The following is an 8,014-nucleotide window of genomic DNA, read 5'->3' on the forward strand; positions in this document are numbered from 1 at the left end:
ATCACTCAGACAAATAGGCAATTATATTATCGATCTCTTGTATATAATTATTGATCCTCTCTCTCAACTCGGCAGACTCAATGTTTTCCACTGGTATGCTGTTTACAAGTTTAGTGATTTTAATTTGATTTTTAAAATCCTCCAATGCAGCATCCTTTTCCTTGATGCTCGATCTCAAAAAATCCACCTCATGCTTAAGCATCAGATTCTGCTCCTCTATGTATTCCATCTTCTTAGAGATCTGGGAGCTTAGTTTTTCGAGACGTTGGAGTTCTTCGTGAATCATTTTTTATTTTCGGATAAAAGCACCGACCTCATTTTCAAAAGACTGAATGAGTCGATTCATGGTTTTATCAATAATTTTGTCTGTCAAAGTATTCTCTGTATCCTGCAAATAGAAGCTCAAAGCATAAGCCTTCTTTCCCGCTTCCACTTTATCTCCTTGGTACACATCAAATACTCCGATTCTTTGAAGTAATTTTCCGCCAGCTTTCAATGCAACCGCTTTGATCTGATCAAAAGTCACCGACTTATCAATCACAAGGGAAAGATCTCTTCTTACTTCAGGAAACTTAGAAATTTCTTGGTACTTTTTCAAGCCTTTGGATTTTTTGCAAAGCAAATCCCAGTTCAACTCAGCAAACAGCACCTCCTGCTTCACCTCTGCCAGCTTACTTATTCCCGCATCTAGCATTCCCACAGTCCCCACTACTTTCGCACCAAGTTTCAATTGCAAGGCATAATCATAAGGTGAATCATGTACGATTTCAACCGCCAAATTGTCTACACCAAGTTTTTCCAGTATCAGCTCAACCACTGCATAAAGGTCAGGAAACTGTACTGAAGTAGCTGGAGCCAACCAACTCTCCGCAGCCTTATCTCCGGTGAGAAAAATGGCTAGTCGCTTTTCTTCTCTGTAGCCAGCTTCTTCCTTGAAGTAAACAGACCCAAACTCAAATAGCTTGAGGTCCTTTTGTCTCCTATTGATATTGTGAGCAAGGACTTCAAGACCTGTGAATAGAAGGCTCTGGCGCATTACCCCTAGATCTTCGCTCAGCTTATTCAGAATGACCACATTATCTGTCTCATTGAGGTGTGCAGATTTCTCAGCATAGATCGGCTTGGTCAAGGAATTGGTGATGATTTCGTAATAACCCAAGCCTGATAGCACTTCACTCAACCTGTATTGTAGTTTGTTCAAGTCTTTGGAAGGATGCTCCGCAAGATAGTCAGCATTCAAGTTTTCAGATAAAGCTACTTGTTCGAAGCCATAGATCCTGAGGATCTCCTCAATCACGTCTGCTTCTCGAGTCACATCTACTCTATAAGGCTTAACCACTGCTGTAAATCCATCCAGAGTTTCGTTAGTCACATTGATTTCCAAACCTTCCAAAATACGCTTAACTGTCTCCTTTGGAATGTGCTTACCTATCAGCCTATCAATATGCTTATACAAAACCGCTATCTCAAAATCAGCAACTGGGTTTGGATATAGATCAATCACTTCAGATGAAACCTCACCTCCAGCGAGCTCTTTGATCAACATTGCAGCTCTCTTCAATGCATAGATTGGCATATTGGGATCAGTACCCCTTTCAAACCTAAAAGAAGCATCAGTCTTCAATCCGTGAAACTGACTACCTTTTCTAATCACATCTGGAGAGAAATAAGCCGACTCTAAGAAGATGGACGTTGTCTCTTCAGATACTCCCGACCCTTTGCCTCCAAATACGCCGGCTATACAAAGCCCTCCTTCTTGATCACAAATCATCAATTCATCACCTGAAAGCTTCCTTTCCTTCTCATCAAGGGTGATGAACTTGGTATCTTTGGGTAATTTTTTGACGGAGATTTTGCCTCCTTTGATCTTTGCCGCATCAAAAGCATGAAGTGGCTGACCAAGATCATGTAAAATAAAATTGGTAATATCTACAATGTTGTTGATAGGATCTAGATCTAGCGCCTTCAGGTAATTTTGAAGCCACTCAGGAGATGGGCCAACTTTAATATTGGAAATGGTCAGTCCAGCATATCTTGGACAATCAACAGCATCCTCCACTTCCACATCGATCTTGAGCTGCTGATTATCCACTTTGAAATCTTCAATGGACGGCAAGCAAACTTCTTTATTGAGCAAAGCTTTCAAGTCTCTTGCTACACCTAAGTGAGAGGCTGCATCAGCCCTGTTTGGCGTAAGTCCTATTTCGAGAACTTCTCCTTTTTCCACATTAAAATAGGCAGATGCTGTTGTGCCATTGGCCAAGTCTGTATTCAAGACCATGATACCTGCATGACTTTCACCAAGACCTATCTCATCTTCTGCACAGATCATTCCCTGAGATACTTCTCCTCTGATTTTGGCTTTCTTGATTTGAAATGGCTCTCCAGTGACGGGGTATAACATGGCTCCTTCTGTCGCTACAACTACTTTTTGGCCAGCAGCCACATTGGGTGCACCACATACTATCGGGACGATCTCAGTCCCAATATCCACCGTAGTAACGCTCAACTTGTCAGCATTAGGATGCTTGCTGCAAGTCAACACTTCACCAATAACTACTCCTTCTAATCCTCCTTGGATAGACTCAAAAGTCTCTATCCCCTCCACTTCCAAACCTGATCCTGTCAGCAAAGCAGCAATCTCTTCTGCCGATTGATCTAAGTCAATAAAATGTTTAAGTCTATTTATAGAAATTTTCATGAATGCGCTAATATTTCAGAATAAGGCACAAATTTAAGAGAAATGAAATAGGCATCGAGGTAAATGAACCTATTTTTTTGGTCATTGAGATGAATCCTGTGGCATTATTTGATATAATCCTTCTCTCCCGCCTCTATAGGGATCTCCATTAGGTTTTCCTTTGGAGGAAGTGGACAGGCATAGTCTGGATTATAAGCACAGTATGGATTGTACGCCAAGTTAAAATCAATCAGAATACTATTCTTCCCATCTTGACGAAGATTGAGGTAGCGACCGCCTCCATAAGTATCCTCCCCGCTTGTTTCATCAGCAAAAGCCAAAAAGAAATTGCGCTTATCCAATTCCGATACAGCTTGGAGCAAGAGTAAGCGCTGGGGCTGACCTTTAAGCTCAAATTCTGCATAAGAATGCTTGATGTATTTTTCTACTGTGCCATCAGTCATCGGAATCTCCATCACCTTCCTATCTTCCGCAGGAATCATTTTAGCCCTCACTCTGTATGCGACATCAATTGGGTAAAAACTCAGTGCGTTGAGCTCATTTTTCTGATCAGCACTTAGGGGTGATTCGGGGTTGAAGCGCAGAAACTTAAATTGTCGCTCCCGCTCCTTTTCAATCTTTTCTACATATACTTCTTGATCGTCTGCGCTTGTCAGCATATAAATCACCGCTGCTAGCACGCCTATAGCCACGATGGCTAGTGCAATATTTCTCTTTGTCATAATTCTACATCAATCCTTCATCTGCGAAGCTAAAATAGCCACTATCTGTGAAAATAACGTGATCCATGACTGTAACTTCCAAATTTTTACCAATACTTGTCAACCTCTTGGTCAAAGATCGATCTTGATCTGATGGCCGTAGATTTCCCGAAGGATGATTATGAACCAAAATCATCGAGCTGGCCATCACCTCCAAGGCATACTTGAAAATCAACTTAGGATCGGCTACGGTGGCATTTGCACCACCTTTACTGATGAGCTGCTTTTTGATTACATTGTTATTTCTATTGAGATAGATTACCCAGAAATTCTCCACAATCTCGTCCAAAAGATCCTCTTTCATAAAATCATAGGCCTTCTGTGAAGAATCTATTCTTGGCTTTCGGACGGGCTCCTGCAACTTGCGCCTTCTTCCCAACTCAAGTGCGCTAACTATGCTGATAGCCTTAGCTTCCCCGATTCCTTTAAACTGCTGTAGGTCTTTGACACTCATACGAGCAAGATCCGCCAAATTAAAATTAACTTTTGAGAGCATGTGCCTTGAAAGATCTACAGCACTGAGAGATTTTGTTCCTGAGCCAATTAGGATGGCTATCAATTCTGCATCGGATAGCGCAGACTTTCCTTTGAGTAGGAGCTTTTCTCTTGGGCGATCTTCTTCCGCTAGCAGAGAAATCTTGATAGATTGGTATGGATCCATAAAAATCTTTGTTTTAAAAAAAGCTTAGACTAAAAATAAAAAAAAACGGGGCATAAAAAAAGTCTTGACTGTTAGATCAAGACTTTTAATATGTTTTCGGGTGTGAATTACCCCAAAGAATTAACCAATTTGGTCAATTTTGATTTCTTATTTGAAGCATTGTTCTTATGAATGATATTCTTCTTAGCCAATTTATCAATCATAGAAGTCACCTTTTTCAAAAGCTCTTGAGCTTCTACTTTATCAGTAGTTAGTTTCAATCTTTTGATAAAAGTCCTTGTAGTTTTGGCCTGATATCTGTTTCTCAAACGTTTGGCTTCGTTTGCACGAATTCTTTTAAGTGCCGATTTGTGATTTGCCATATCTTTGTTTACTTAATTTCTTTACAATCCCCTTGTCCTAAACGGAGTGCAAATTTAATAGATTAATTTTTAAACACAAAAGGATTTCTTAACTAAACCTCGTAAAGCTGAGAAATCAAGTCGATTAATTGTTCTAATACCGCATTAGAACCACAAATGTAGCATTATTTTCTTTTATCAAAATGCGAAAAATTTATTATTTTTATAAATGCGCAATTTTTTCACACTTACACTGTTGTTTCTTTTCCTGGACACTGCTACGGCGGCCTGGGGCTTCTTTGCTCACAAAAAAATCAATCGGCACGCCGTTTTTTCCCTACCCCCTGAGATGATTGGTTTCTTCAAAGCCAATATTCAATTTATCACAGAGAATGCAGTAAATCCCGACAGAAGACGCTATGCTGTCATGGGTGAGGCCGAAAAACACTTTCTCGATGCAGATGCATACGGTGATAGTGCGATCTACTGGCTTCCTAGATACTGGAACCAAGCTGTCGAAAAGTTTGGTGAAGAAGAACTCCGCAAGCATGGCATTGGACCATGGAATGCATACAACACCAAGAACCAACTCACAGAGGCATTCAAACGAAAAGATAAAAAAGCAATCCTCAGGCTAGCCGCTGATCTTGGACATTATATCGGCGACATCAATGTCCCGCTTCATACCACCAAAAATTATAACGGGCAGTTGACCAATCAATATGGCATTCATGCATTTTGGGAAAGTAGAGTCCCTGAGTTACTCGCTGAGGACTTTGACCTATTCGTAGGACAAGCAGCCTACATCCAAAACACCCAACTAGCTGCTTGGGATGCAGTTATTTACGCTCATTTAGCCTTGGACTCTGTTTTGAACTTTGAGAAAATATTGAGCAGTCGCTTTCCAGAGGACAAAAAATACAGCTTCGAAGAGCGCGGAGGAGTCAATACTAGAGTTTATTCAAGAGAATTCACCAAAACCTACAATGACATGCTTGCTGGCCAAATAGAGCGGCAGATGAAACGCTCTATCAAAATGATTGCAGACTTTTGGTACAGCGCATGGGTCGATGCAGGTCAACCTGTACTCAATGATTTGCTGGACAAGCCTGTCGAAGATTTGGAAGAGAAGTTCCCACCCCCTGCTACTCCGCTCAACATTCGAGAACATGAAGGCATCACCCTCCATGAATCGCCAGAAGAGCTTAGGAAATCATTTTATAGGGCGATGTGGCGGACGGGGAATTAGAATGCAAAGATTAAGCATGCTCGCAAAAAAAGCTAAGGAGCAGTTGGCGCAGAAAAACATTCAAAATCAAAAAATTCGGTTCATTAATTTAAAATGAATAACCACGGAGTGGTTAAACCATAATTAACCCCGGATGTAAATCCGGGGGAAGGCAGATTTTGATTCGATAACCAACGACCCCAGAGGGGTCGAACTGTTTTTAGTTTAGATAATTTATAATAATGATTGAAATTATCACTTAAGCAACTTTTTTGATGAGTTAGATTCCAAAACATTAAAAAGAAAATTCTCAATGTCCTTTTTCTCTTTGAAACTTAATAATAGATAAGCAACTATTTCCTCTTTACCGAAGTTTGCTGTAAATTTCCAAACTATTTTATCTTTAATAGTAATCTTATATTTACCCTTAATTCTAAAATGTACTAGATTATTAAAACTTAAACATCTTCCTTTTTATCTCAAACTCTCTTTTTCTAATTCAACATCTGCCTTAGTTGTTTTAGCGTCACTTAAGAAGCTTATTATCATTACAAAAAAAGAAACGAGAAACAATACAGTGAAAACAGCATAAGCATAACCTGGTAGATCATACTTCTGTATCAAATTAAATGTATTATGCGGGAATTTAAATGGAAACCCATAAAAAATAATGGTTAGAGACATCATTATGTAAGGGAAAATTTCCCGTAAATAATATTCCTTCAAATTTATTGATTCAAGTTTCATACGGTGGTCTTCAATATTTATTTAAAGAAAGTTAATCCACAAATTCGATCTTTTTTAACTTACTTCACTTCTAAGCTATGAAAGAATCCTTAATCTTTTAAGAACCCAAATAATCTCTAATCGCATCTGCTAGTCTAGTAAAGGTGTTTTTAAAAGTAACTTCATCATCTTCCAACAAAGTCACCCTAAATCCTCTCAAGTCTGAGCAAAAAGAGGAGATAGGCACTACGCAAATACCGGTTGAAGCCAATAAATAATACACAAACCGCTTGTCTAATGGCATATTTTCTTCCTGAAGCCAAGACTCAAGCAATACTTTTACTTGTTGATTTTCGATAGGAAGGCTTTGATTTGACTTCAAGAACGCCTCGTCAAAAACTATCGTATTGTAAAACGCTCCTTGAGTAGGGTTGAATTTGATTCCTGGTATATCAGCCAAAAGCTCATTGAGTATTTGACTCCTCTTGCCTATTTTTTCATTTTCAGCTGCACGATAGGAATTATAGTTCGCATGCGACATGATTTTAGGAATAGAGATTTGAGGCAAAATCGTGGAGCAGACTTCTATCATCTTGGCATTTTCTAAGGTCTGCACAAGTTTGGAAAACTCCTTGGATGCGTCCCTATTGTAAAACTCCATCCATCCACAGCGTGAACCTGGCCAAGGGAATTCTTTGGAGATCCCCTTCAAGGAAATCGCAGGCAAATCCCCTACTACCTCTGACAAGGCTACTGCTTCAATGCCATTGTATGTAATGTTTTGATAGATCTCATCAGCTATCAACAATAACTTGAATTCTCTGGCAATTTTCACAAAACCCTCCAAAACTTCTTTGGGGTAGACCATTCCGGTGGGGTTATCGGGATTGATGATGAGTATCCCTACTATACTGGGATTGTACTTGACTTTGTTATAAAGGTCTTCCATATCTGGAAGCCATTGATTATCTGGATCAAGCTTGTAGGTAATCGGTGCGGTATTGGCATGGGCTGCTTCTGCCGAACTATGTGTACTGTAAGCAGGTGAAGGCCCAATAATCCTTGCTGTAGGAACGAGAAACTGATACAGCTTTGCTATAGCATCACCAAGACCATTGAAAAAAAGTACATCTTCAGCAGTGATTTGAACTCCATTTTTCCGATTATTCAAATTCGCTAAAAACTTCCTAGTCTCCAATACACCTTTGGAATCTGCATAGCCATAAGTATAGTCTTGGCTTACCAAATCAGAGATTATTTCCTTCATCCAAGTTGGAATCTTATTATTCTTTTGGATAGGATCTCCAATGTTTTCCCAGGTGATTGTTAGCCCCAAAGCTTCAACTTGTCTAGCTTTTTTGACAATACCTCTGATTTCATAATTCAACTCTTCGGCTCCTGGTCTTAGCAAAATCGTCCTCATAATAATTTACTGCTTGGATTCTAGAGTAAAGAAACAAAAAAAGAGCTTAGTGATTTAAAAAAGCTAACAAATGATTTCTCCTGACTTCGACAGTCGTCAGTCCCATTTAATCGTAAGGCTTTGATAGATAATGTTTTATATTTTTTGATTTTGAATTTGGGTGTCCCAGAGGT

The 8,014-nt window shown here is 39.5% G+C and carries 7 protein-coding genes; 1 reads left to right on the forward strand and 6 read right to left on the reverse strand.

Translation table 11 applies throughout. The features are described 5' to 3' along the window. Position 1 precedes the first annotated feature (1 nt). The 5 genes from BW935_RS12335 to rpsT all read right to left on the reverse strand — a co-directional run bounded on the left by BW935_RS12335 (position 2) and on the right by rpsT (position 4,485). Positions 2-286 (reverse strand): hypothetical protein, encoded by a 285-nt coding sequence (locus BW935_RS12335; RefSeq protein WP_076501886.1) that lies wholly within the window; start codon positions 284-286, stop codon positions 2-4. A gap of 3 nt (positions 287-289) precedes the next feature. Further along, a complete protein-coding gene (gene pheT, locus BW935_RS12340; protein WP_076501888.1) occupies positions 290-2,701 on the reverse strand; it encodes a phenylalanine--tRNA ligase subunit beta in 2,412 nt (803 codons plus the stop codon). Between the two features lie 104 nt (positions 2,702-2,805). Continuing rightward, the gene (locus BW935_RS12345; protein WP_076501890.1) at positions 2,806-3,423 is read right to left on the reverse strand and encodes a DUF1684 domain-containing protein; all 618 of its coding nucleotides are present in this window, start codon (positions 3,421-3,423) and stop codon (positions 2,806-2,808) included. A 4-nt stretch (positions 3,424-3,427) separates the two neighbouring features. Continuing rightward, positions 3,428-4,123, reverse strand: coding sequence for a RadC family protein (gene radC / locus BW935_RS12350; RefSeq protein ID WP_076501891.1), 696 nt, complete (start codon positions 4,121-4,123; stop codon positions 3,428-3,430). Between the two features lie 107 nt (positions 4,124-4,230). Continuing rightward, positions 4,231-4,485, reverse strand: a complete 255-nt coding sequence (gene rpsT / locus BW935_RS12355) for a 30S ribosomal protein S20 (protein WP_076501894.1) — start codon at positions 4,483-4,485, stop codon at positions 4,231-4,233. 208 nt (positions 4,486-4,693) lie between these two features. On the opposite strand from rpsT, the gene BW935_RS12360 reads away from it, so the two are divergent. Beyond that, on the forward strand, positions 4,694-5,713 hold the full coding sequence (locus BW935_RS12360) for a zinc dependent phospholipase C family protein (protein ID WP_076501895.1): 1,020 nt from the start codon (positions 4,694-4,696) through the stop codon (positions 5,711-5,713). Positions 5,714-6,536: 823 nt separating this feature from the next. Here BW935_RS12360 and BW935_RS12370 read toward each other — a convergent pair. Then, positions 6,537-7,841: a pyridoxal phosphate-dependent aminotransferase gene (locus BW935_RS12370; RefSeq protein WP_076501899.1), complete on the reverse strand. Its 1,305-nt coding sequence runs from the start codon at positions 7,839-7,841 to the stop codon at positions 6,537-6,539. Positions 7,842-8,014 lie beyond the last annotated feature (173 nt).

The organism is Belliella pelovolcani (assembly GCF_900156785.1).
Taxonomy (GTDB): Bacteria; Bacteroidota; Bacteroidia; order Cytophagales; family Cyclobacteriaceae; genus Belliella; species Belliella pelovolcani.

Bases quoted from the DNA above. Each gene is read 5' to 3' on its own strand.
- BW935_RS12345 (WP_076501890.1), bottom strand. From the start codon at position 3,423: ATGACAAAGAGAAATATTGCACTAGCCATCGTGGCTATAGGCGTGCTA.
- radC (WP_076501891.1), bottom strand. From the start codon at position 4,123: ATGGATCCATACCAATCTATCAAGATTTCTCTGCTAGCGGAAGAAGAT.
- pheT (WP_076501888.1), bottom strand. From the start codon at position 2,701: ATGAAAATTTCTATAAATAGACTTAAACATTTTATTGACTTAGATCAA.
- BW935_RS12360 (WP_076501895.1), top strand. From the start codon at position 4,694: ATGCGCAATTTTTTCACACTTACACTGTTGTTTCTTTTCCTGGACACT.
- rpsT (WP_076501894.1), bottom strand. From the start codon at position 4,485: ATGGCAAATCACAAATCGGCACTTAAAAGAATTCGTGCAAACGAAGCC.
- BW935_RS12335 (WP_076501886.1), bottom strand. From the start codon at position 286: ATGATTCACGAAGAACTCCAACGTCTCGAAAAACTAAGCTCCCAGATC.
- BW935_RS12370 (WP_076501899.1), bottom strand. From the start codon at position 7,841: ATGAGGACGATTTTGCTAAGACCAGGAGCCGAAGAGTTGAATTATGAA.